At 68.7% G+C, this 21,277-nt stretch carries 20 protein-coding genes; 12 read left to right on the forward strand and 8 right to left on the reverse strand.

The window, feature by feature from the left end; translation table 11 throughout:
- Nucleotides 1-128 precede the first annotated feature (128 nt).
- Nucleotides 129-428, forward strand: coding sequence for a co-chaperone GroES (gene groES, locus KTR9_RS09355; RefSeq protein WP_004019185.1), 300 nt, complete (start codon nucleotides 129-131; stop codon nucleotides 426-428).
- 134 nt (nucleotides 429-562) lie between these two features.
- Nucleotides 563-2,179 carry a chaperonin GroEL gene (gene groL / locus KTR9_RS09360; RefSeq protein ID WP_014926191.1) on the forward strand — a complete coding sequence of 539 codons (1,617 nt, stop codon included), beginning with the start codon at nucleotides 563-565 and terminating at the stop codon, nucleotides 2,177-2,179.
- A gap of 104 nt (nucleotides 2,180-2,283) precedes the next feature.
- Here groL and KTR9_RS09365 read toward each other — a convergent pair whose 3' ends face one another.
- Nucleotides 2,284-2,580, reverse strand: coding sequence for a WhiB family transcriptional regulator (locus tag KTR9_RS09365; RefSeq protein WP_010841865.1), 297 nt, complete (start codon nucleotides 2,578-2,580; stop codon nucleotides 2,284-2,286).
- A gap of 415 nt (nucleotides 2,581-2,995) precedes the next feature.
- Here KTR9_RS09365 and KTR9_RS09370 point away from each other — a divergent pair, with 415 nt between their 5' ends.
- From KTR9_RS09370 to KTR9_RS09380, 3 genes are all read left to right on the forward strand, one after another.
- Complete coding sequence (locus tag KTR9_RS09370) at nucleotides 2,996-3,949, forward strand: hypothetical protein (protein WP_014926192.1); 954 nt, start codon at nucleotides 2,996-2,998, stop codon at nucleotides 3,947-3,949.
- Nucleotides 3,950-4,123: 174 nt separating this feature from the next.
- Nucleotides 4,124-4,711 (forward strand): sigma-70 family RNA polymerase sigma factor, encoded by a 588-nt coding sequence (locus KTR9_RS09375; RefSeq protein WP_010841867.1) that lies wholly within the window; start codon nucleotides 4,124-4,126, stop codon nucleotides 4,709-4,711.
- Nucleotides 4,695-5,777 (forward strand): anti-sigma-D factor RsdA, encoded by a 1,083-nt coding sequence (locus KTR9_RS09380; protein ID WP_014926193.1) that lies wholly within the window; start codon nucleotides 4,695-4,697, stop codon nucleotides 5,775-5,777. The genes KTR9_RS09375 and KTR9_RS09380 overlap by 17 nt, the downstream gene beginning before the upstream one ends.
- Before the next feature lie 124 nt (nucleotides 5,778-5,901).
- On the opposite strand, the gene KTR9_RS09385 is transcribed toward KTR9_RS09380, so the two are convergent.
- Nucleotides 5,902-6,291 (reverse strand): DUF5319 domain-containing protein, encoded by a 390-nt coding sequence (locus KTR9_RS09385; RefSeq protein ID WP_004019191.1) that lies wholly within the window; start codon nucleotides 6,289-6,291, stop codon nucleotides 5,902-5,904.
- 148 nt (nucleotides 6,292-6,439) lie between these two features.
- On the opposite strand from KTR9_RS09385, the gene guaB reads away from it, so the two are divergent.
- The 3 genes from guaB (at nucleotide 6,440) to KTR9_RS09400 (ending at nucleotide 11,188) form a co-directional block, all read left to right on the forward strand.
- On the forward strand, nucleotides 6,440-7,951 hold the full coding sequence (guaB, locus tag KTR9_RS09390) for an IMP dehydrogenase (RefSeq protein WP_010841870.1): 1,512 nt from the start codon (nucleotides 6,440-6,442) through the stop codon (nucleotides 7,949-7,951).
- 87 nt (nucleotides 7,952-8,038) lie between these two features.
- On the forward strand, nucleotides 8,039-9,196 hold the full coding sequence (locus KTR9_RS09395; RefSeq protein ID WP_010841871.1) for a GuaB3 family IMP dehydrogenase-related protein: 1,158 nt from the start codon (nucleotides 8,039-8,041) through the stop codon (nucleotides 9,194-9,196).
- Nucleotides 9,197-9,409: 213 nt separating this feature from the next.
- Nucleotides 9,410-11,188, forward strand: a complete 1,779-nt coding sequence (locus tag KTR9_RS09400) for a GMC family oxidoreductase N-terminal domain-containing protein (protein ID WP_083888950.1) — start codon at nucleotides 9,410-9,412, stop codon at nucleotides 11,186-11,188.
- A 49-nt stretch (nucleotides 11,189-11,237) separates the two neighbouring features.
- Here the strand turns inward: KTR9_RS09400 and KTR9_RS09405 are convergent, their stop codons facing one another.
- From KTR9_RS09405 to KTR9_RS09415, 3 genes are read right to left on the reverse strand one after another with little or no spacing between them, the layout of a single operon-like run.
- Entirely contained in the window at nucleotides 11,238-11,840 is a 603-nt protein-coding gene (locus KTR9_RS09405; protein ID WP_010841873.1) for an energy-coupling factor transporter transmembrane component T family protein, read from the reverse strand.
- Nucleotides 11,837-12,511: an energy-coupling factor ABC transporter ATP-binding protein gene (locus KTR9_RS09410; protein WP_044506364.1), complete on the reverse strand. Its 675-nt coding sequence runs from the start codon at nucleotides 12,509-12,511 to the stop codon at nucleotides 11,837-11,839. Before KTR9_RS09410 ends, KTR9_RS09405 begins: the two co-directional genes overlap by 4 nt.
- Nucleotides 12,512-12,530: 19 nt before the next feature.
- Entirely contained in the window at nucleotides 12,531-13,178 is a 648-nt protein-coding gene (locus tag KTR9_RS09415; protein WP_044506366.1) for a biotin transporter BioY, read from the reverse strand.
- 97 nt (nucleotides 13,179-13,275) lie between these two features.
- Here KTR9_RS09415 and guaA point away from each other — a divergent pair, with 97 nt between their 5' ends.
- Nucleotides 13,276-14,886 carry a glutamine-hydrolyzing GMP synthase gene (guaA, locus tag KTR9_RS09420; protein WP_442902688.1) on the forward strand — a complete coding sequence of 537 codons (1,611 nt, stop codon included), beginning with the start codon at nucleotides 13,276-13,278 and terminating at the stop codon, nucleotides 14,884-14,886.
- Between the two features lie 79 nt (nucleotides 14,887-14,965).
- Here guaA and KTR9_RS09425 read toward each other — a convergent pair whose 3' ends face one another.
- Nucleotides 14,966-15,220, reverse strand: a complete 255-nt coding sequence (locus KTR9_RS09425) for a hypothetical protein (RefSeq protein ID WP_010841877.1) — start codon at nucleotides 15,218-15,220, stop codon at nucleotides 14,966-14,968.
- Entirely contained in the window at nucleotides 15,217-16,629 is a 1,413-nt protein-coding gene (locus KTR9_RS09430) for a PspC domain-containing protein (protein ID WP_014926198.1), read from the reverse strand. Before KTR9_RS09430 ends, KTR9_RS09425 begins: the two co-directional genes overlap by 4 nt.
- Nucleotides 16,630-16,800: 171 nt before the next feature.
- On the opposite strand from KTR9_RS09430, the gene KTR9_RS09435 reads away from it, so the two are divergent.
- Together KTR9_RS09435 and KTR9_RS09440 are read left to right on the forward strand one after the other, a co-directional pair.
- A complete protein-coding gene (locus KTR9_RS09435; RefSeq protein WP_014926199.1) occupies nucleotides 16,801-18,078 on the forward strand; it encodes an ATP-binding protein in 1,278 nt (425 codons plus the stop codon).
- Nucleotides 18,075-18,854 (forward strand): LuxR C-terminal-related transcriptional regulator, encoded by a 780-nt coding sequence (locus tag KTR9_RS09440; RefSeq protein WP_014926200.1) that lies wholly within the window; start codon nucleotides 18,075-18,077, stop codon nucleotides 18,852-18,854. Before KTR9_RS09435 ends, KTR9_RS09440 begins: the two co-directional genes overlap by 4 nt.
- A gap of 20 nt (nucleotides 18,855-18,874) precedes the next feature.
- On the opposite strand, the gene KTR9_RS09445 is transcribed toward KTR9_RS09440, so the two are convergent.
- On the reverse strand, nucleotides 18,875-20,140 hold the full coding sequence (locus tag KTR9_RS09445) for a serine/threonine-protein kinase (RefSeq protein ID WP_044506368.1): 1,266 nt from the start codon (nucleotides 20,138-20,140) through the stop codon (nucleotides 18,875-18,877).
- Nucleotides 20,141-20,218: 78 nt separating this feature from the next.
- Between KTR9_RS09445 and KTR9_RS09450 the strand changes: the two genes are divergently transcribed.
- Entirely contained in the window at nucleotides 20,219-21,244 is a 1,026-nt protein-coding gene (locus tag KTR9_RS09450) for an Rv2578c family radical SAM protein (RefSeq protein ID WP_044506370.1), read from the forward strand.
- Nucleotides 21,245-21,277 lie beyond the last annotated feature (33 nt).

Genomic DNA, 21,277 nt, shown 5'->3' on the forward strand with positions numbered 1-21,277 from the left:
GTGCTGGCACTCGCATGTATAGAGTGCTAGTTGGCACTGACTGAAGCCTCGGAACCCGCGACGACGGGGTTTTGCAGGGCCGTGAACGTGCAGATTCTTTCTCAGTACGAAAGTTGAGGACTCACATCGTGGCGAGCGTGAACATCAAGCCGCTTGAGGACAAGATCCTGGTGCAGGCCGTCGAGGCCGAGACGACCACCGCCTCGGGCCTGGTCATCCCGGACTCCGCCAAGGAGAAGCCGCAGGAAGGCACCGTCATCGCGGTCGGCGAGGGTCGGGTCACCGAGCAGGGCAACCGCGTCCCCGTGGACGTCAAAGAGGGCGACACCGTCATCTACAGCAAGTACGGCGGCACCGAGATCAAGTACGCCGGCGAGGAATACCTGATCCTCTCGGCGCGCGACGTCCTCGCCGTCATCGGCAAGTAGGACCGGTACCGAGAACTCCGGCCGAGTCAGACCCCGCGAGCCTTTTTCGCGTCTCACATCGCCCCGGCGCCCCGTGCAGGGGTACCGGGGCGATGTGCGTTGCGGCGACCGGCTCCCGTTGCAGAAAGTAATATATGGCCAAGCAGATTGAATTCAACGAAACCGCGCGTCGGGCGCTCGAGCGAGGCATCGACCAGCTCGCCGACACCGTCAAGGTCACCCTCGGCCCGCGCGGCAGGCACGTGGTCCTCGCCAAGGCATTCGGCGGACCGAGTGTCACCAATGACGGCGTCACCATCGCGCGCGACATCGAGCTCGACGATCCGTTCGAGAACCTCGGTGCCCAGCTGGTGAAGTCCGTCGCCACCAAGACCAACGACGTTGCGGGCGACGGCACCACGACCGCAACGGTTCTCGCGCAGGCAATGGTCAAGGCGGGCCTGCGCAACGTGGCCGCAGGCTCCAATCCGATCGCCCTGGGACAGGGCATCAACAAGGCTGCCGATGCGCTGAGCGAAGCGCTGCTGGCCGCTGCGACCCCGGTCGCGGGCGAACAGTCCATCGCCCAGATCGCCACCGTGTCCTCTCGGGACGAGGAGATCGGCGAGATGGTCGGAAAGGCCATGACCGCGGTGGGCGCCGACGGTGTCGTCACCGTCGAGGAGGGCTCCGGATTGAGCACCGACCTCGAGATCACCGAGGGCGTCCAGTTCGACAAGGGCTTCCTCTCGCCCTACTTCGTCACCGACGTCGACAGCCAGGAAGCGGTCCTCGAGGACGCGTTCGTCCTGCTCTACCGCGACAAGATCAGCTCCCTGCCGGAGTTCCTGCCGCTGCTGGAGAAGGTCGTCGAGGCGGGCAAGTCGCTGCTGATCATCGCCGAGGACGTCGAGGGCGAGCCGCTGTCGACCCTCGTCGTCAACTCGATCCGCAAGACGATCCGCGCCGTCGCGGTCAAGGCGCCGTTCTTCGGCGACCGCCGCAAGGCATTCCTCGAAGACCTCGCGGTCGTCACCGGTGGAACCGTGGTCTCCTCCGACATCGGCCTGAGTCTGTCGACCGTCGGTCTCGAGGTGCTCGGCTCGGTCCGTCGCGTCGTCGTCACCAAGGACGCCACCACCCTCGTCGAGGGCGCCGGCACCAAGGACGCGATCGCGGACCGTTCGGCCCAGCTGCGGCGCGAGATCGAGCAGTCCGACTCCGACTGGGACAAGGAGAAGCTCGCGGAGCGTCTGGCGAAGCTCTCCGGTGGTGTCGCCGTCATCCGTGTCGGCGCGGCCACCGAGACCGCGCTCAAGGAGCGCAAGCACCGCGTCGAGGACGCCGTCGCGGCGGCCAAGGCCGCGGTCGAAGAGGGGATCATCCCCGGCGGCGGCTCGGCGATCGTGCAGGCGTCGAAGAAGCTCGACGCACTCGCCGATTCGCTGACCGGCGACGAGGCCCTGGGCGTGCGCGTCGTGCGCGACTCGGCGCGGGCGCCGCTGTACTGGATCGCCGCGAACGCGGGCCTCGACGGCGCGGTCGTGGTCGACAAGGTCGCCGGTGCGGCCGACGGCTCGGGTTTCAACGCCGCGAGCCTCACCTACGGCGACCTGGTCGCCGAGGGCATCATCGACCCGGTGAAGGTCACCCGGTCGGCGGTCGTCAATGCGGCGTCGGTGGCCCGGATGGTGTTGACCACCGAGACGGCCATCACCGAGCGGCCGGCCGACGAACCGGCCGGTCACGCCGGTCACGGGCACGCGCACTGACGTAGACCCCTCGAGGTCACGAAGTCGACGAGAACACGAGAGCCGGGCATCCTTTCGGGGATGCCCGGCTCTCGCCGCTGTCGGGTGGGCTCGACGCCCTGGACTCAGCTGGCCATACGGCGGCCGACGCCGCGCTTCATCAAGATGCTGCGCTCGGATTCGGAGAGACCGCCCCAGATGCCGTACGGCTCCGCGACCGCGAGGGCGTGCTCCCGGCACTGCGCGATGACCGGGCACTGGTGACACATTTCTTTGGCTCGCCGCTCGCGCTGCGCTCGGGCCCGGCCGCGTTCGCCGTCCGGATGGAAGAACATCGACGAGTCGACGCCGCGGCAGAGTCCTGACATCTGCCAGTCCCAGATGTCAGCGTTGGGGCCGGGGAGATGATTGGGCTGAGGCATGACAGCTACTCCTTGTCGTGGGCCGCACCGAGGTGCTCGGTGAGAAACGTCGATTTCCTGCAACGCTGAACTCACATTAAGCGGGCCTGAGAAATGGCGTCAATAGGCCCCAAATGGGACATGATTGCCGCGAAAGTCTCAGAAATGTTAACGGCGGGTTAGTTCGTCTCTGCCGGATAGCACAGCTGTGACCAGACATTCCGTTGCCCCCCGAATCAGGTAACTCCACCCCATTTGAGCTGGGTATTCACTCGACATGACGTAGTATTTTCCCGGTCTGCGGAGCGTGAGGGTGTGGTGACGTCGATCGAACCGATTTACACGTCGGAAATCTTCCGATGATGCACCCGTGATCTGTCCGGAGAATTAACGTTGGGAATCGTTCGTTAAATTCATGCAAACCAAAAGAGTTCGAGTGACCAAGAACACCTGGCAGGCGTTCGAGAACGCCGTTGAGCTGCGTCGACACCCGTCGATCGAGCCCGCGGTGGCTCCGCTGTTTCGGGCCTGGGCCGCCGCGGTCTCATCGGGTGGGCGCGGGGAGTACGCCGGCGCGCTCACGGCACTGGCAGAGCTGGAGAGGGTGATCGGTCCGCCGACGGGCCCGGCGGCGTCTCTCGCCCCGGAGACCGCACTGCTGTCGCTGTGTCAGAGCACCCGTGCGTCGCTGGTTCGCCAGGCCGGGCGTCACCGGATCGCCTCCGGAATCGACGGCCGGTCCCTCCTCACCGTCGGCATCCCGGACAGCCGGCCGTCGACGGGCTCGCCGGACCCGGCCGAGGTGTCGCTGACGCGAGCCGCGGTCGCGGACGGACTCGTCGGGCTCGCGGCCGACAATCTGGGTCTGCTGAGGTTCGGTGCCGCGCGCCGGCTGCTCGACCGGGCGAGAGCGGTGCTCGACCCCGTGGACGGTCCATCGTCGGGAACGACCCCCGACGGTTGGTCGTGGCGGCCGGCGGACGCGGACTGGACGACGGCGACCCGCTGCCGACTGCGCTGGGAATGGGTGAGCGCCGAACTCGGTCTGTATCGCGGTGACGTCTCGACCGGGCTCGACCATGCCCGGGCGGGGGCCTCGCTGATCCGGGAGATGCACGACGCGGGGACTCCGGTCCCGGCCCGGCATCGCATCAAGACCGCGCTCATCGCCGCTGCCGCCACCGCCGGTGGAGGGGACAGGGGCGGCGCGGCCACGGTTGCGCGGGATGTCGTCGCCGACGCTCGCGACGAGGGTCTGCTCCCGCTGGAGTGGGCGGCGATGAGCCTGCTGCTGGGTACCGGAGCGGCGTCCGAGGGCGACATCGCGCGCCACCGCGAGCTCCGCGCCACGCTGATCGGCAAGGGCATGGCGCTGATGCCGGGGGGTTGATCGCTAAGGTGTGTTGGGGTCTGCCACGTCATCGCCGCCGGGACGTCGGAGAACGCTGCTCGCCAGTCGCGTTCCACGACGGTCGCCACCGGCGGCGTCACCGTGCTGGGGCCCGTACCAGGACTGGCGGCGAGGCCGGTTGGCCGATCTGTAACACGGGGATTCCTACGCGCGATGAAATTGACAGGTGGTGAGTTGAACGACGCCGTCCGGGCCGCGGGCCAAGGCGATCGTGCCGCTCTCACGTCAGTTCTCGAAAGCGTGCAGGAGCCGATCCTGCGCTACTGCCGAGGACGCATCGGGGTCGGGGAACGTCATCTGTTCTCCGCCGACGACATCGCGCAGGAGGCTTTGATGGCGGTGATGACCGCATTGCCCCGTTACCGGGACCAGGGCAAACCGTTCATGGCCTTCGTCTACGGCATCGCGTCGCACAAGGTTGCCGACGCCATGCGGGTGGCGGCGCGGGTGAAGTCGGACCCGGTCGAGGAGATCCCCGAGGTCTCGCACGTGACCGGCGGTCCCGAGCAGTTCGCCATCGACGCCGACGGCAGCAGGCGGATGAGAGCCCTGCTGGGCATCCTGCCCGAGAAACAGCGCGAGGTGCTGGTCCTGCGGCTGATCGTCGGTATGTCGGCGGAGGAGACCGCCCAGGCCATCGGCAGCACCGCCGGAGCGGTGCGAGTCGCCCAGCACAGGGCATTGGCGAAGTTGAAAGACGAGTTGAGACGGACAGGAGGTCACGATGAGCGGACAGTCTGATTGGCGTAGACGCCGTGTCGTCGGCGGTGACCAGCCGAATCGACCCGGCCAGCCACCGGTCCATCGGCGTGCGCCCGGTTCGAGCGGTCCGGCGCCCACCGGCCCCGGACCCCTGGACCCGGTCCCGTCGGGCGCGAATCCCGCGTTCGATCCAGCCGCCCACGATTTTTCCGCAGCCGACGACTCGCTGGACCTCTCCGAGGTCAATTTCGACGAGAACTTCCTCGACGCGCTCACCCGGGACGTGCCTGTGCCGACCCGGGACGCCGCGGAGTACCAGCTGGCCGAGATGCTGTCGGGCTGGAAGTCCGAGATCATGTCCACCCCCGAGCCGGAGCTGGTCTCCGTCGACGACGTCGAGCGCGCGATCGGGACCACCGAGCGGGCGAGCCGCGGACGCCGCATGGTGCGGCACCTACGCGTCGTGTCGGGTGCGGCCGCGATCGTCATTGTCGCCGCTGCCGGTCTGACCGTGCTCTCCGAGGGCTCGCAACCCGGCGATCCGCTGTGGGGCATCAAGCAGGTCGTGTTCTCCGAGGCCGCGTCGCAGACGCAGGCGGCGCACGACGTCCGTACGAATCTCGAGCGTGCCGAGGCCGCGATCGCGGCGGGTGATCCGGTCGCGGCCGCCAGTCTGCTGGCCGAGGCGAAGGACCGCATGGGTCCCATGGGCGACAACGAGATGCGCGACGAGATGACCGACTGGATGAACCGCATTCGCGCGGGCGCGGGTCTGCCGACGGAGGTCACCGATCCCACGACGCCGGGCGGCGCGGAGCAACCGGCCACGACAGAGCCGACTGGACCCGATCTGACCAGCCGTGAGGACGATCCGTCGGCACCAGGCGAGTCGACCCCGCCCGGTGGCGGGTCCGACGATCCGACCGCGCCGTCCGAGGAGACGAGCGAGCCGGAGGTCCCGTCGTCCGCACCGCCGTCGAGCGGACCGGCTCAGCCGTCCGCGCCGTCGTCGAGCACCAAGGTCACGCGTTTCCCGGCCGAGATCCCCGGGATTCCGTGGACCCCGCCGCCCGGCGTGGACGCGTCGGGTCGGCCGATCGGCTGACCGGACTCCGCAACGACCGGTCGCCGATCACGAGCCCGGATTCACGAGTGAGGCCCCGCACCGGACCGGTGCGGGGCCTCACTCGTGGTTGTGACGTCGGGGAGTCGGCGGATCGCCGGGTTCGTCAGCGTTCGTCGTCGAGATGGCTACGCGCGTCGGCGTAGCCGCGGCAGTAGTCCCACGTGACGTAAGCGTCGGGGCGTGGGTCCACGGCCGGCTCATGGGGCCGCACGGTGCCATCGATGAGAAGCTGGATCAGATTGGCGCGCAGCATGTCCCAGTCGTGGTAGTGATCCTCGTGGCAGTCCTCGCAGACCACGACGAGACCGCGCACACCGCGATTGGTCAGCAACGCCTCGTACAGTGCGAGATCGGCGAGATCCTCTTCGACCGCGAGCCGCTCGTTCTCGTCCAGCGGGATACCCGGCTCCACGCTGTCCAGTGCGGATGCGGGGTCGCTGGGATCGTCGGCGAACGGATCCGGCGGGAGGCCGGGTGGCAGGTGGTCACGCACATCACCACCGTAGCCGATCCGCGGCTGGTCGCGCCGCAGGCATTCACCGGTCCCGGACGCCGGTGATGCGGACGGGTCGGGCCGTCTCACCGGCACGAAGACGCCTGTGTGACGATCGCCGCACCAGGGGAGTCGATACGATGGTCCGATGACTGCTGTTCGTACCGGTGGAGACGATCCCGGCAAGGTCGCGATGCTCGGCCTGACCTTCGACGACGTCCTGTTGCTGCCCTCGGCGTCGGACGTGATTCCCAGCGAGGTCGACACCTCGTCGCGGGTGACCAAGAACGTGACGCTGCGGGTCCCGCTGGTGAGTTCGGCGATGGACACCGTGACCGAGTCCCGCATGGCGATCGCGATGGCGCGCGCCGGCGGCATGGGCGTCCTGCACCGAAATCTGTCCATCGAGGAGCAGGCCGGCCAGGTCGAGACGGTCAAGCGCTCGGAGGCCGGAATGGTCACCGATCCGGTCACCTGCACGCCGTCCCACACGCTCGCCGAGGTGGACGCGATGTGTGCGCGCTACCGCATCTCCGGCCTGCCGGTCGTCGATGAGAAGGGTGAGCTCGTCGGCATCATCACCAACCGCGACATGCGGTTCGAGGTCGACCAGAGCCGTCCGGTCGCCGAGGTCATGACCAAGGCGCCGCTCATCACCGCCCAGGAAGGGGTCTCCGCGGAGGCCGCGCTGGGACTGCTGCGCCGGCACAAGATCGAGAAGCTGCCGATCGTCGACGGCAACGGACGCCTGACCGGACTCATCACCGTCAAGGACTTCGTCAAGACCGAGCAGCATCCGCTCGCGACCAAGGACTCCGACGGACGGCTTCTCGTCGGTGCCGCTGTCGGTACCGGTGACCCGCAGTGGGACCGTGCGATGGCACTGGCCGACGCCGGCGCCGACGTGATCATCGTGGACACCGCCCACGCGCACAACCGGCTCGTGCTCGACATGGTGGCCAAGCTCAAGGCCGAGGTCGGCGATCGGGTGGACGTGGTCGGCGGCAACGTCGCGACCCGTGAGGCCGCGCAGGCCCTCGTCGATGCCGGTGCCGATGCGGTGAAGGTCGGCGTCGGACCGGGTTCGATCTGCACCACGCGTGTCGTCGCCGGCGTCGGCGCCCCGCAGATCACCGCCATCCTCGAAGCCGTGGCGGTCTGCCAGAAGGCAGGCGTCCCCGTCATCGCCGACGGCGGTCTGCAGTACTCCGGCGACATCGCCAAGGCGCTCGCCGCCGGTGCGTCGACCGCGATGCTCGGCTCGCTGCTCGCGGGCACCGCCGAGGCCCCCGGCGAATTGGTCCTCGTCAACGGCAAGCAGTTCAAGAGCTACCGGGGCATGGGCTCGCTCGGTGCGATGCAGGGGCGCGGGCAGGCGAAGTCGTACTCCAAGGACCGCTACTTCCAGGACGACGTCCTCAAGGAGGAGAAGCTGGTTCCCGAGGGCATCGAGGGGCGTGTGCCGTTCCGCGGCCCGCTGTCCCAGGTCATCCACCAGCTGGTCGGCGGCCTGCGTGCCGCCATGGGCTACACCGGCGCCTCGACGATCCCGGATCTGCAGACCGCGCGGTTCGTCCAGATCACCGCGGCCGGACTCAAGGAATCCCATCCGCACGACATCACGCTGACCGCCGAGGCGCCCAACTACTACTCCCGCTGAACTCCCCGAGGTCGTTCCCGCCGGATTCGTCCGGCGGGCCAGGCCGTATGGTCGTTGTGCAGCTGAACCCCGCAGAAAGGCGCAGTGGTGCGTGACCTCGTCGAAATCGGCATGGGCCGGACGGCCCGACGGACCTACGAACTGGGCGACATCAGCATCGTCCCCTCCCGTCGGACCCGTTCGTCCAAGGACGTCTCCACGGCGTGGCAGATCGATGCCTACCGTTTCTCCTCACCGATCCTGAGTCATCCGACCGATGCGCTGGTGTCGCCGTCGGTCGCGATCGAGCTAGGCAGGCTCGGTGCGCTCGGTGTTCTGAACGGTGAGGGGCTGTGGGCCCGTCACCGCGACGTCGAGGCGAAGATCGAGGAACTGGTCGCGATCGCGGCCGGGGATCCGGATCCCTATGCGGCGGTTCGGCATCTGCAGAAGCTGCATGCGGCTCCGCTCGACAGCGGGCTGTTGGGCGAGGCCGTGGCGCAGGTCCGCGAGGCCGGCGTCACCACGGCCGTTCGGGTCAGCCCCCAGCACGCGCCGGAGCTGACCCCGGCTCTGTTGGCCGCCGGGGTGGAGATCCTGGTGGTACACGGGACGATCATCTCGGCCGAGCACGTGGCGCAGGTCGACGCCGACGGCACCCAGCGGGAGCCGTTGAACCTGAAGACCTTCATCGCCGATCTCGACGTACCCGTCATCGCGGGCGGCGTGCACGACCATCGCACCGCGCTGCACCTCATGCGGACGGGCGCGGCGGGCGTGATCGTCGGATACGGTTCGGCCGCCGGGGCCACGACGACCGGCGAGGTCCTCGGCATCGGTGTCCCGATGGCGACCGCCATCGCCGACGCCGCCGCCGCGCGTCGCGACTACCTGGACGAGACGGGTGGTCGCTACGTGCACGTCATCGCCGACGGCGACATCCACAGCTCGGGCGACCTGATCAAGGCGATCGCCTGCGGAGCCGACGCCGCGGTGCTCGGAACCTCGCTCGCCACAACGAGTTCGGCACCCGGCAACGGCTGGTACTGGCCGTCGGCCGCCGCGCACCCCGACACCCCGCGCGGTGCCCTTCTGCAGGTCGCCGCGGGTGAGGACCGTCCGAGTCTCGAGCGGGTCCTCAACGGGCCCTCCGACGATCCGTACGGCGAGCTCAACGTCGTCGGTGCGTTGCGTCGCGCCATGGCGAAGGCCGGGTACTGCGATCTGAAGGAGTTCCAGCGCGTGGGGTTGTCCGTCCACGCCTGATCTCCGTACCCGCTCCCTGAGGTGCGAGGAGCGCCAGCGCAGCCTCGCCTGCTCCCTGAGGTGCGAGGAGCGAAGCGCAGCCTCGCCTGCTCCCTGAGGTGCGAGGAGCGCTAGCGCAGCCACGCCCTGCTCCCTGAGGTGCGAGGAGCGCTGGCGACGAGCCTCGAAGGGTTAGGGTGACCTGGGTCTCTTTATGTGACAATGCACGTTAGTATGGTCGCCATGGGTTTCGACAGGTCCACCGAACGCGCCACCGACTTCGACGTCCTGATCGTCGGCTCCGGCTTCGGCGGCAGTGTGAGTGCGTTGCGTCTCGTGGAGAAGGGGTATCGCGTCGGCGTCGTCGAGGCGGGTCGTCGTTTCGAGGACGAGGACTTCGCCAAGACCAGCTGGCGCCTCAACCGGTGGTTGTGGGCCCCGAAGCTGGGTCTGTACGGCATTCAGCGCATTCACGCGCTCAAGGACGTGATGATCCTGGCCGGCGCTGGGGTCGGCGGCGGATCGCTCAACTACGCCAACACCCTGTACAAGCCCCCGACACCGTTCTTCACCGATCCCCAGTGGAACCACATCACCGACTGGGAGGACGAGCTCGGTCCGTACTACGACCAGGCGCGCCGGATGCTCGGTGTGGTCACCAACCCGACGGTCACCGCCTCCGACCGCGTGGTCGCCGAAGTCGCCGCCGAGATGGGTGTTGGCGACACGGTGACCCCGACCCCGGTCGGTGTGTTCTTCGGTGCGAAGACGGGTCTGGCCGGGGCGCCCGGTGAGACCGTCCGCGACCCGTATTTCGGCGGTGCGGGCCCGGACCGAACCGCCTGCACCGAATGCGGAGCGTGCATGACCGGGTGCCGGGTGGGCGCCAAGAACACCCTGCTGAAGAACTACCTCGGTCTCGCAGAACGCAACGGCGCCACCATCATCGACCGCACCACGGTGGACTCTCTGCACCAGCGCGCCGACGGTGTCTGGGAGGTGGGCACACATCACTCGTCCTCGTGGGGGCCGCTCGGACGTCGTCGGCGCACGATCACCGCTGGTCAGGTGATCCTGGCGGCCGGCACGTTCAACACCCAACGACTGCTGCACCACGCGAAACTCGGTTCGCTGCCCCGGATCTCGGATGCGATGGGCAGGCTCACGCGGACCAACTCGGAGTCGATCCTGGGTGCGATGGGTTCGCGGATCGACCCGGAGAACGACTACTCGCGCGGTGTCGCGATCACCTCGTCGTTCTATCCCGAGCCGAACACGCACATCGAGCCGGTGCGATATGGCAAGGGCTCCAACGCGATCGCGTACCTGCAGACCCTGCTCACCGACGGGGGGAGCCGGCGTGACCGGTTCGGCCAGTTCCTGCGGCAGGTCGCCCGCAACCCGTTCCTGCTGGTGCGGTTGCTCGTGGTGCGGCAGTGGAGCGAGCGGACCGTGATCGCGCTCGTCATGCAGAACAACAACAATTCGTTGACCACGTTCGTCCGCAAGCGCGGACCGCTGCGGTATGTCACCAGCAAGCAGGGTCACGGCGAGCCCAACCCGACGTGGATTCCCAAGGGCAACGAGGCAACTCGCCGGATCGCGGCGAAACTGAACGGCGGCGTCGCCGGCGGGACCTGGGGTGACATCGTCAACATGCCGCTGACCGCGCACTATCTCGGCGGGTGCGCGATCTCCGACGACCCGGACAACGGCGTCATCGACCCCTACCAGCGCGTGTGGAACTACCCGACGCTGCACATCGCCGACGGTGCGTCGGTGTCGGCGAACCTCGGTGTCAACCCGTCGCTGACGATCTGTGCGCAGGCGGAGCGGGCGGCGGCCCTGTGGCCGAACAAGGGTGAACAGGATCGTCGTCCGGCGCAGGGCGAGCCGTACCGCCGCATCGAGCCGATCACGCCGACGTCGCCGGTGGTCCCAGCCGACGCACCGGGCGCTCTGCGGTTGCCGATCATCCCGCTCACACCGGTCACCGCCCAGCGGATCTCGTAGCAACAGTGCGCAAATAGCGCGCACTGTGACTACGAAATCCCGGGTCGCGTCAGTCCAGTCCGCGCGCGGTCAGCGTGTCGGCGAAGCCGTCGGCGGTACGCAGCGCGGCGAGTACGACCGGGGCGACGAGGATGCGCGGACCCGGCCGCAGCCCGCGCGCCTTGCGCGCTTCGTCGACCTCCCGCACCACCTCGACCATCAGCGGGATCGCCCGGATGGTCAACGCCAGTGCGAGGGCGATGAGGTCGACGCGCACCCCGAGACGGGCGAGGGGACCGAGCGCGCGGACGATCGTGTCGAGCATGTCGGTGGTGCGGGTGGTCAGCGAGACGACCGCCGCGAGCGCGACCGACAGTGCGAGCACGCCGCAGACGACCACCGCCCGTCGCCAGTCGGTGAAGACGACCTGGAAGGCGAAGATGAACAGCAGCAGCCACAGCAGCGGTCGCAACTGACGCCAGGCCTCGCGGGGTCCGATGCCTCCCAGCGCGTAGACGCACGCGACTCCGACCGTGGCGATGCCGAGCGCGGTCAGCGAGCGGACCGTCAGTGACAGCACCAGGATCAGCACGCCCATCGCGACGAACTTGACGCCCGCCGGCAGGCGGTGCAGCACGGTGGTGCCTGGGCGGTAGACGCCGAGGACGTTCACGACATCATCTCGCGGTAGGCGGCGAGCGCGGGTCGGGGTTCGTCGTCGGCGACGACACGTCCCTCGTCGACGACGATGACGCGGTCGAAATCGGCCAGGATGTCGAGGTCGTGACTGACGACGACTAGTTGCTCGTCGAGTGTCGCGAACACGTCGGTGAGCATGCGGGTGTTGCGCAGGTCGAGCAGGGTGGTGGGCTCGTCGGCGACGATGATCGCGGGGTCGGTCACGAAGATCGAGGCCAGGGCGAGGAGTTGCTTCTGTCCGCCCGACAGCCGCTGCGCGGGATGGTCGGCGTGGTCGCCGAGTCCGAAGCGCGCGAGTACCTCGAGGGCCCGGTCGGCGCGTGCGACCTTGCCGAGATCGGTTCGGCGGAGCGACAGTTCGATGTCCTCGCGGACGGTCGGCATGATGATCTGACGGTCGGGGTCGGAGAAGATGAACCCCACCCGGCGCCGGATCTCGCGCTTGTTCTTCGCGACGGTGAGCCCGTCGACGGTGACGGTCCCGGAGTCCGGGATGACGAGGGCGTTGATCATCCGCGCCAGCGTCGACTTGCCGCTCCCGTTGGCGCCGACGATGCCGATCCGCCTCTCCGCCAACGTCAGTGAGACCTCGCGCAGGACGACGCGGTCGCCGTAGGCGTGGGAGACGTCGGTGAACTCGATCATCGCCGGCGGGGCGGGACGGTCAACCGGCCACAGAGCCGGCGCGGCGCGGGCGCAGGGGTTCGATGAGACCGGGGCGGCCGCGGTGGACCTGCGCGGCGACCAGGGCTGCGATGACGACCTTGGCGATGTCGCCGGGGATGAACGGGCCGTTGGTGGTGATCGCCGCCCACACGGTCAGGTCGGTGCGGATGAGCAGGCCGAGGACCCCGCACGCGTACAGCACGACGATGCCGCCGAGCGCGTTGATGCCGATGCCCCACAGCACGCGGTACTTGCCGGAGCCCGCCTTTCCGCCGGTTGAGCCTGTCGAAACCATGATCGCGGTCAGCACGCCGATGACGATCACCGCAGGCAGGAACCCGATGAAGTATCCGGCGGTCGGGGACGACAGCGCGGTCAGACCGTTGCGCCCGCCGGACAGGATCGGGAGCCCGGCGATCGCGAGGACCATGAAGATGATCACGGCCAGCGTGCCCTTCTTCGGGCCCAGGACGGCGCCGGCGAGGATGACCCCGAGCGATTGGAGGGTGATGGGCACACCGCTGGTGCCGATGTTGATGGTTCCCGGCAGACCGAGCGCGGCGATCAGTGCGGCGAACACGGCGGCCTGGGTGAGGTCGCCGATGCTCAGCGACCAGCGGTTGGGGGATTTCGGCGATGCAGTCATGTCGATTCCGGAGTATTTCACGCGGGCATCGCGGGTCCGCACCCGCCGGGCGGGGTGACCAGGTACGGACCCCGGCACGCCCACTAGACTCGGCCCGGTGACAGACACTTCTTCTGCGAACTCGTCCTCTGCCGAGGATTTCCTCGAGGGCCCGCGGCCGGTGCTCGTCGTCGACTTCGGGGCGCAGTACGCGCAGCTGATCGCCCGCCGGGTGCGCGAGGCGCGCATCTACTCCGAGGTGATCTCCCACGACGTCCCGATCGAGAAGATCCAGGAGAAGGACCCGGTCGCGATCATCCTGTCGGGCGGTCCGTCGTCGGTGTACGCCGAGGACGCACCCGACCTCGATCCCGCCCTCTTCGACCTCGACGTCCCGGTGTTCGGCATCTGCTACGGGTTCCAGGCGATGGCGGACACGCTGGGCGGCGAGGTCGCCAACACCGGCGGACGCGAGTTCGGTCGCACGACGCTGACGGCCAACGGCGAAGGCGTGCTCCATCAGGGTCTCTCGGAAACCCAGCCGGTGTGGATGAGCCACAACGACGCCGTCCAGAGCGCGCCCGAGGGATTCACCGTCACCGGATCGACCCCCGGCGCGCCGGTGGCGTCCTTCGAGAACCTGAAGCGCCGCATGGCCGGTGTGCAGTACCACCCCGAGGTGCTGCACACGCCGCACGGCCAGCAGATTCTCACGCGCTTCCTCTACGAGATCGCCGGCCTCGAGGCCACCTGGACCGCCGCCAACATCGCCGATGCCCTGATCGACGCGGTCGCCGATCAGATCGGTGACGGACGGGCCATCTGCGGGCTCTCCGGCGGTGTGGACTCCGCGGTCGCGGCGGCGCTCGTGCAACGGGCCATCGGCGACCGGCTGACATGCGTCTTCGTCGATCACGGGTTGCTGCGTGCGGGTGAGCGCGAGCAGGTGCAGCACGACTTCGTGGGCGCTACCGGCGCCAAACTCGTGACCGTCGACGCCGCGGACACGTTCCTGCGTGAGCTGTCCGGCGTGAGCGACCCCGAGACCAAGCGCAAGATCATCGGCCGGGAGTTCATCCGGTCGTTCGAGGGTGCGGTCAGCGAGGTCCTCGGCGAGGAGGCCGAGGCGGGGGAGAAGGTCGAGTTCCTGGTGCAGGGAACGCTCTATCCCGACGTCGTCGAGTCCGGCGGCGGGAGCGGAACCGCGAACATCAAGAGCCATCACAACGTCGGCGGTCTGCCCGATGACCTCGAGTTCAGCCTGGTCGAACCGCTGCGGCTGCTCTTCAAGGACGAGGTGCGCGCGGTCGGTCGCGAACTGGGACTCCCCGAGGAGATCGTCGCGCGTCAGCCGTTCCCCGGGCCCGGCCTGGCGATCCGGATCGTCGGCGAGGTCACCGGCGACCGTCTGGAGACGTTGCGCAAGGCCGATCTGATCGCACGCGAGGAACTCACCGCCGCCGGACTCGACTCCCAGATCTGGCAGTGCCCGGTGGTGCTGCTCGCCGACGTGCGCAGCGTGGGCGTCCAGGGCGACGGCCGGACCTACGGTCACCCGATCGTCCTGCGCCCGGTGTCGAGCGAGGACGCGATGACGGCCGATTGGACCCGTGTGCCCTACGAGGTGCTGGAGATCATCTCGACCCGCATCACCAACGAGGTGGCCGAGGTCAATCGCGTGGTCCTGGACGTGACGAGCAAACCGCCGGGCACCATCGAGTGGGAATGACCCGAACGAGAGCGGCCGGTGGCATCTGCCACCGGCCGCTTTTCTGACTGCCCGCCTCGAGTCCGGCGGCGAGTCGAGGTCAGCCTCGAGATCGCGTCCCCGACACGATCAGCACGATCCCGACGAGCAGGCCGATCCCGACCGCGACCCACCCGAGGTCGGCGGCATCGGGTAGTGCCGGCCCGTCGGCGAGTCCCCATCCGGCCACCGCGAGGGCGGCGATTCCCAAGAGCCCCAGACCCGGCGCGCGATGAGTGGACACGCATCCCTGGTGATCAGCGGTGTCGGCGGCCGCCGGGTTGTCCGCGCCGTAGGCGTCGTCGTGGGTGTTCATCGCAGGACCTGAACCTCTCCCATCCCGGTGCGGGCATCGATCTGCAGGACCGGGCCGTCGGTGCCGTCACGCCCGCCGTCGAGTCCGGTGGGGCAGGTGTAGTCACCGATGCCGGTCTGGCAGTCGGCGCGTACGTTCATCGTGTCCGGGACGTGGACCTTGATCGTCCCGACACCGGTCTCGAGTCGCACCGTGCGGTCGGCGGTGAGGTCCACCTCGCGCAGATCCAGGGTCATCTCACCCACGCCGAGTGTGTACTCGGCCTCGATGTCTTTCTCGCTCAATGGTTTCCACTCGCGGTCGCCGGCTCCGCCGGGCGGTAGGGGACTGGACAGGCCGTTCACACCCGAGATCACGGTGGTGACGACGACGGCTGCCCCGAGGGTGACCGCGATCGGCACGAGGCCGGTGCTGTGCTCGCCGGTTCGGCGCCGGATGAACGCCGCGACCAGGAGTCCCGCGCCGACGACGGCGAGGGAGAGCGACAGGATGTGCGGCACGGTGAACCAGTCGACGCCCATCTGGTGCAGGCCCGCGCCGACGGCGCCCACGATGATCGCGAGACCGATCACGATCAGGGTGAGAGGTGAGCGCCGGCGCCTGCGGACGGCGGGGTCGGCCGGGGTGGTCGGCTCGGGCAGGTCCCAGGCGAACCGTGCCGCCCCCAGCGGATCCCACGCCGGCGGGGTCGCGTCGAGTGCTGCGCTCTTCTCGAGGTCGACCCGTGGCGCTGCTGTGGCCGGGTGTTCGGCGGACGAGTCCCCGGTGGTCGGGGATGTGGTCGGTGTTCCCGTCATGGGCGCTCCTGATGTCTGGAGACCGGGCGCGGTGACGGACCCACCGCCGGTCGGGTTGGTCATGGCTCGCGGCACCCACCGCTCGAACTGGCCGGCCGCCGGTGGCGGGACGACGATGTCGGTGACCGCCGCCGTGTCGATGCTGGTGCCGACCGGTGGGGTCGGGGTCCGCAGGTACAGCAGGAACCAGCCGCCGAGCATCAGGATCGCGCCGACGAGTCCGCCCGACCCCCAGGTGCGGTTGGGCCCGATGGAGGTGACGATGACGATCGCGAGGACGGCCAGCACGATGACCTGCGGGTTGCCCAGTCCGTGCATCGAGTTGTGCGACGCGGTGTGGCCGGCGCGAGAGGAATATGCGCGGAGCGCGTCGGCGCGAGCGCGACCGGCGCCCGGGAACGCGACCCAGGCCGCGAGATAGAGGATGAGTCCGCTGCCGCCGAAGAACGCCGCCACCACGAATGCGACCTTCACCAGGGTCGGGTCGACGCGGTAGCGAGCGGCTATGCCGGTGCACACGCCGGCGATCGTCCGATCGTCGCGCCGGTACGGGCGGGTCGACCACAAGCCCTGGAGCTGCTGCTGGAACTGCTTCGTGTCCATGACGATCATCGTGCCGCTCGCACGCCCCCGGACACATCGGGTGATCCCCTGAATTGTCCCCCGGAAGAACCCGGTTCGTGGGGGTGGTGAAGCGACACACCCTGAGATCGAGACCCATGAACCGGGGTTGACCCCGATGTCGCGGAGCCGAACGCATGGGACGATCGAGGAGTGAATCGAATGGAGGTCGAGCCGGTCCCCAGGCTGGTGCGCCGGGACGGCGGCCGCGTGGTCGCCGGTGTCGCCGGTGGAATCGCCGATCATCTCGGGGTCGAGGTGTTCCGCGTGCGGATCGTCTTCGTGGTCCTGGCCGCGCTGGCCGGTGCCGGGGTCGCCGCCTACGGACTGCTCTGGTTCTTCTGCCCGCAGGGCGATGACACCGCCTCGCCGGCGCGGGGTGAACGCCGGCAATCCCTCGGCCTCGCGATGATCGGGCTGGTGGCGATGGCCGTGGTGGGCTTCGCGGCGTCGGGGACCCCGGCGGAATACCTGGTCCCGTTCGTCTTCATCGCGCTCGGTGCCAGCCTGGTGTGGCGCGAGTTCGACACGTCCCCTCGGGCACCGCGCACCCCGGCGCTCACCTGGACCCGGCTGATCGGTGGGGTCGCGCTCGTTGTCGGGGGACTGGTCGTCGTGGTGGTGGCGGGGGACCGCAGCTTCGGCGGACTCAACTCCACGATCCTCGCGGTCGGGGCGACGCTCATCGGCGTCGTCCTGCTGACCGTGCCGCTGTGGATGCGGTTGCTGCGCACCCTCGACGAGGAGCGCGCCGCCCGGATCCGGAACGCCGAGCGTGAGGAGATCGCGTCGCATCTCCACGACTCGGTCCTGCAGACCCTGGCGCTGATACAGAAGAAGGCCGGCCGGCCCGAGGAGGTGGCGCGGCTGGCCCGGAGCCAGGAACGCGAACTGCGGGCGTGGCTGTTCGGCGACCCGGCGACCGAACGAGGTTCCCTCGCGGCAGCGCTGCGCAGTGTGGGAGCCGAGGTCGAGGACGCCTACGGAATCGAGGTGGAGATCATCACCGTCGGCGATCTGCGCCCCACCAACACCCGGGACGCCAGACGCTGGGCGGCCCTCGTCGGCGCGACCCGTGAAGCGTTGGTCAACGCCGCCAAGCACTCCGGCGAGCGCACGGTGGACGTGTACGGCGAGATCACCGACGACGAGGTGGAGGTGTATGTGCGCGACCGCGGGGTCGGCTTCGACCCCGAGATCGTCGACGACGACCGCCAGGGCATCTCGCGCTCGATCCGCGCGCGTGTGGAACGCATGGGCGGACACGTGCGGATCACCTCGAGTCCCGAACGCGGAACCAACGTCGGTCTCATGATGCCGCGCGGTGACGGCGGTTCGATCGAGGATCGACCGGACGCGGAGAAATCGGAACACGCCGAGCGCACGACCGAGATGACCATGCAGGCAGTGGCCCCGACCGACAACAGGAAGGCACGATGACAGCGAGTTCGACGAGTCCCGACCCCTCCGGTCCCGTGACCGTCTACCTGGTCGACGACCATGCGGTCTTCCGCTCCGGGGTCCGTGCCGAACTGGCCGACGAGCCGGGTCTGCGCGTCGTCGGCGAGGCGGGTGCGGTGCCCGAGGCGATCGACGGGATCGTCTCGACGGCTCCGGACGTGGTCCTGCTCGACGTGCACATGCCGGCGGGCGGCGGGGTGGCGGTGCTGCGCGGTGTGCTCGATCGGATCGCCTCGGCCACAACAGCTTCGGCCACAACAGCTTCGGCCTTACCAGCTTCGGCCGCACCGGGTTCGACACGGCCCGGTTCGACACGGCCCGGTTCGACACCGCCGGTGTTCCTCGCGTTGAGTGTGTCCGACGCCGCCGAGGACGTCATCGCGACGATCCGTGCCGGCGCCCGGGGTTACGTGACCAAGACGATCGCCGGGCCTGAACTAGCCGACGCGGTCCGGCGGGTCGCCGACGGCGACGCGGTGTTCAGTCCGCGGCTCGCGGGTTTCGTCCTCGACTCGTTCACCGGGAAGTCGTCGGCCCCCGAACCGCCCCTCGACCCCGAACTCGACTCGCTGACCAGGCGAGAGCTCGAGGTGTTGCGTCTGCTCGCGCGCGGATACACCTATCGCGAGATCGCCGAGGAGCTGTTCATCTCGATCAAGACTGTCGAGACACATGCGTCGAATGTCCTGCGCAAGACCCAGCAGTCCAACCGCAACGCGCTCACGCGGTGGGCGGCCACCCGTCACATCGGTTGACGGGCCACCGCTCTCGCACCTCAGCGCAACAGCGCGATGGCGAGGACGACGACGACCGCGAGTACCGCGAAGAAGACGAAGATCGATACCGCGAGTGCGGTGCTCGACGTGCCCGGCGGCTGCGGGGGCGGATTGTACGATGGCTGTCGCCGATCAAACGGTTGTGACTGTCCGACAGGTGGTCTCGATGTGGACGAGTGTGGTTGCGGCGTCGACATGAGAGTCGGGGACATGCCCTGACGAGTGCGCGGGAGGTCGCGGGAGCCGCGATCGGCGGACATCGTCGGGGCGTACGGCGGCAGGGTGGCTGCGGCGGGGCGGTGTGTACCGGTCGTCGAGGACCGGTTGGTCCGCTGCGACCACACCGGCGTTCCCGTCCCCGGTCGGGTGATGAGGCCGGTCAGGACCTGGTCGCGGGTGCCGCGTGAGCCGGCCGCGAACGAGGTGAGCAGGTCTCGTGCCTGACTCATCGTGGGGCGTTTGGTGGGACTGGGTTCGAGAAGTCGCAGCAGGACCGGCTCGAGTTCGGCGGCGTTCTTCATGGGAGTGATGCGGGCACGCGCGACCTTGTGCAGCAGGGCGATCGAATTGTCGTCGACACCGAACGGCGGCTGACCCTCGACCATCGTGTAGATGGTCGCACCCAGCGAGTACACGTCCGACGCCTCCTGCGGATCGGCTCCGCGCGCGACCTCGGGGGCGAAATATGCCGGTGTCCCGGTGATCACGCCGGTCTGGGTGAGCGTGACATCGTCCTTCGCCCGCGAGATCCCGAAGTCGGTGATCTTGACCAGTCCCGTGTGGCGGCCGCCCTCGGCGATCAGGATGTTGCCCGGCTTGATGTCGCGGTGCACGATCCCCGCGGCGTGGGCCTCGACCATCGCATCGGCCACCTGAGCGCCGATCTGGGCGGCTTCGGCAGGCGTGAGAGTCTGTGTGGCATGGAGGATCTGGGCGACGCTGCGCGAGGGTAGGTATTCCATGACCAGCCAGGGCTCACCCCGGTCGAGCGCGACATCGTGCATGGCGATCGCATTGCGATGGGAGAGCTTCGCGGCGATGCGTCCCTCTCGCATCGCCCGCTGACGCACGTTGTCCGCGGATTCCTCGGTGAGACCCTCGGTGGAGACGACCTGCTTGACGGCGACGTCGCGGTCGAGGAGCTGGTCGCGTGCGAGCCACACGGTTCCCATGCCGCCCCCGCCGATCCGCGACTTCAGGCGGTATCGGCCGGCCACCAGGTACTGGGGACCTGGTGCATGACGGTGTCCGGCGGTGGTCGACATAGGGCGATGATAGCGGCGAGTCCATCGGGGCGGGCACCGCACTTGACAGCCGTCTCGTACGTATGTTCGACTCGCTCCATGCGATGGTCCGATCAGGCGGTGGGGGTCGACGACGGGTCGCTTCCCGGGTTGAGCCGCTCGGGCCTGGTGCGGTCGGTGCGTACGCCCGACTTCGAGGGCATCACCTTCCACGAGGTGCTGGCCAAGAGTGCGCTCAATCGCATCCCGGAGGCCTCGCAGCTCCCGTTCCAGTTCACGGTCAACACCTTTCGCGGGTGTACGCATGCCTGCCGCTACTGTTTCGCCCGGCCGACGCACGAGTACCTGGACCTCGACGCGGGCAACGACTTCGACACCCAGGTGGTGGTGAAGCTCAACGTCGCGGCGGTGTTGCGCAAGGAGCTCAAACGCCGGTCGTGGACCCGGGAGACGGTGGCGCTGGGGACCAACACCGATCCCTACCAGCGCGCCGAGGGGCGTTATCGGCTCATGCCGGGGGTGATCTCCGCGCTCGCCGAGTCCCGGACGCCGTTCTCGATCCTCACCAAGGGCACGTTGATCCGTCGTGATCTGCCGCTGTTGCGCCAGGCCGCGGGCGAGGTGTCGGTCAGCGTCGGGATCTCGCTGGCGATCCTCGATCCGGATCTGCAGAAGAAGATCGAGCCGGGGACACCTTCGCCGCAGGCGCGGCTCGCGCTGATCCGGGATCTGGCCGATGCCGGCATCGCGCCGCATGTGATGGTGGCCCCCGTCATCCCCTACCTCACCGACTCGACCTCGCACCTCGATTCGTTGCTCGAGGCCCTCGCCGAGGCGGGCGCCTCGGGTGTGACCGCGTTCCCGATGCACCTGCGATCCTCGACCAAGCCGTGGTTCCTCGAATGGCTGGCCGAGGAACATCCGGCGCTCATCCGCCGCTACCGGGGTTTGTACGGACGTGGTGCCTACGTCACCCCCGAGTATTCGTCGTGGCTGCGTGACCGGATGAAACCTCTCGTGCACCGGCACGGCCTGGCGGGGTCCGGTGGTCTCCGGCAGTCGGGCCGGGACGCGCCGGCGACGGTCGCCGAGCCCGAGTTGCAGCACGCACTCACCCTGTTCTGATCACTGCCGTTCTGAACCGGCACCGCGCTGATC

It is taken from the genome of Gordonia sp. KTR9 (assembly GCF_000143885.2).
Lineage (GTDB): Bacteria > Actinomycetota > Actinomycetes > Mycobacteriales > Mycobacteriaceae > Gordonia.

What these genes read in the sequence shown, in the direction of transcription:
- groL (WP_014926191.1), top strand. Translation starts at nt 563, where the DNA reads ATGGCCAAGCAGATTGAATTCAACGAAACCGCGCGTCGGGCGCTCGAG.
- KTR9_RS09365 (WP_010841865.1), bottom strand. Translation starts at nt 2,580, where the DNA reads ATGCCTCAGCCCAATCATCTCCCCGGCCCCAACGCTGACATCTGGGAC.
- KTR9_RS09375 (WP_010841867.1), top strand. Translation starts at nt 4,124, where the DNA reads ATGAAATTGACAGGTGGTGAGTTGAACGACGCCGTCCGGGCCGCGGGC.
- KTR9_RS09380 (WP_014926193.1), top strand. Translation starts at nt 4,695, where the DNA reads ATGAGCGGACAGTCTGATTGGCGTAGACGCCGTGTCGTCGGCGGTGAC.
- guaB (WP_010841870.1), top strand. Translation starts at nt 6,440, where the DNA reads ATGACTGCTGTTCGTACCGGTGGAGACGATCCCGGCAAGGTCGCGATG.
- KTR9_RS09400 (WP_083888950.1), top strand. Translation starts at nt 9,410, where the DNA reads ATGGTCGCCATGGGTTTCGACAGGTCCACCGAACGCGCCACCGACTTC.
- KTR9_RS09410 (WP_044506364.1), bottom strand. Translation starts at nt 12,511, where the DNA reads ATGATCGAGTTCACCGACGTCTCCCACGCCTACGGCGACCGCGTCGTC.
- KTR9_RS09415 (WP_044506366.1), bottom strand. Translation starts at nt 13,178, where the DNA reads ATGACTGCATCGCCGAAATCCCCCAACCGCTGGTCGCTGAGCATCGGC.
- KTR9_RS09425 (WP_010841877.1), bottom strand. Translation starts at nt 15,220, where the DNA reads ATGAACACCCACGACGACGCCTACGGCGCGGACAACCCGGCGGCCGCC.
- KTR9_RS09430 (WP_014926198.1), bottom strand. Translation starts at nt 16,629, where the DNA reads ATGATCGTCATGGACACGAAGCAGTTCCAGCAGCAGCTCCAGGGCTTG.
- KTR9_RS09435 (WP_014926199.1), top strand. Translation starts at nt 16,801, where the DNA reads ATGGAGGTCGAGCCGGTCCCCAGGCTGGTGCGCCGGGACGGCGGCCGC.
- KTR9_RS09440 (WP_014926200.1), top strand. Translation starts at nt 18,075, where the DNA reads ATGACAGCGAGTTCGACGAGTCCCGACCCCTCCGGTCCCGTGACCGTC.
- KTR9_RS09445 (WP_044506368.1), bottom strand. Translation starts at nt 20,140, where the DNA reads ATGTCGACCACCGCCGGACACCGTCATGCACCAGGTCCCCAGTACCTG.
- KTR9_RS09450 (WP_044506370.1), top strand. Translation starts at nt 20,219, where the DNA reads ATGCGATGGTCCGATCAGGCGGTGGGGGTCGACGACGGGTCGCTTCCC.